General features: G+C 36.3%; 2 protein-coding genes. Both read left to right on the forward strand.

Going from position 1 to position 1190, the window contains the following annotated elements; all coding sequences use genetic code 11:
* Window positions 1-164 precede the first annotated feature (164 nt).
* A complete protein-coding gene (locus KCG35_RS25450) occupies window positions 165-512 on the forward strand; it encodes a hypothetical protein (RefSeq protein WP_215822652.1) in 348 nt (115 codons plus the stop codon).
* 47 nt (window positions 513-559) lie between these two features.
* Window positions 560-1060 carry a hypothetical protein gene (locus KCG35_RS25455; RefSeq protein ID WP_215822653.1) on the forward strand — a complete coding sequence of 167 codons (501 nt, stop codon included), beginning with the start codon at window positions 560-562 and terminating at the stop codon, window positions 1058-1060.
* Window positions 1061-1190 lie beyond the last annotated feature (130 nt).

The following is a 1190-nucleotide window of genomic DNA, read 5'->3' on the forward strand; positions in this document are numbered from 1 at the left end:
AAGGCAATAAAAATGTAACTTGTTATAACTTAAAAGAATTTAGAGCACTATTTAATCCCATGGGTGAAAAATGGGGAAAAACATTTCTGCTACATTTGAACATGAAGTTTTCCTGCCAAAATACTAGTATACACAAAAGGTTAGATAACAACACTTAAGTTAGTATGGATAAGACAACAGTTACAATGTATCGGCCATGTGGTCAAAAAGAACTGGATCTGGTTGCCGAGAGTGATTACAAAAGATGGCCGCCAAGGCTCCCAGATCAACCTATATTCTATCCAGTTACAAATGAGCTGTATGCTATTGAGGTAAATAAGTGGAATGTAAGTCAATTTGGCAAAGGATATGTTACTCGTTTTGAAGTAAGAAAAAGTTTTGTGGATAACTATAAGGTTGAGACGGTCGGCAGCAAGTACCATACTGAGTGGTGGATTCCTGCAAATGAGCTAGAAAATTTGAATGACAATATTGTTGGTGTTATCGAAGTGATCCATGAGGAATCTCGTTAGTAGTTGTGTGGCTTTAATATATATGAGTAGTAAAGTAGGTTCCTAGTATGAACTTCATTGAAGTAAAGTATGAGCAAACGCTATTTTGGTCTGAACCCCACCCATGTATTTTTATTGATGGTGAACGCCTCGATAAAATTGTCCAACAATTATGTCCCGATGAAGATTATCTTGGACTAATACCCACTTTGTTTTCTGCATTGCATAATGATGCTCAAGCTAAAGTCGTTTGGGAACGAGTTTTACCCAAGGAAAGGGCATCTATCTTGCCTGTACTGATGTGTCCAGATGATGTTGATTTATATTGTACTCTTATTGTCGTGGAAGTGACTGTAATGGACAAAGTCGTTATTTGGAAGAGGTTTGGTTTAGATGACTCTTGTGGAGATAGTTACGTACCAACTTGGTTGGGAACAGATGTTAAATGGATTCAAGATAGTCCAACCTTTGAGTTTGATATCAATGACTACAGGTTGATGCTGAAAGAATTTAAAGAAGAAATTGCTAAAAATGCTGATTATATAGATATAATAAAGCAAGTGAGTTAGAAGTTCATGCTAAAAGTCTTAGCCAGGAGAGGCAAATTCTAGTCATAGAAAAGAGTGGGGCGTTGATCCCTGCAATCTCACCGCTGATAATTTTCCAATTCTATATTTGAAATTCACTGTTTATATTTAT

It is taken from the genome of Zooshikella harenae (assembly GCF_018837975.1).
Lineage (GTDB): Bacteria > Pseudomonadota > Gammaproteobacteria > Pseudomonadales > Zooshikellaceae > Zooshikella > Zooshikella harenae.

Coding starts and splice junctions, on each gene's coding strand:
- KCG35_RS25450 (WP_215822652.1), top strand. CDS start 165: ATGGATAAGACAACAGTTACAATGTATCGGCCATGTGGTCAAAAAGAA.
- KCG35_RS25455 (WP_215822653.1), top strand. CDS start 560: ATGAACTTCATTGAAGTAAAGTATGAGCAAACGCTATTTTGGTCTGAA.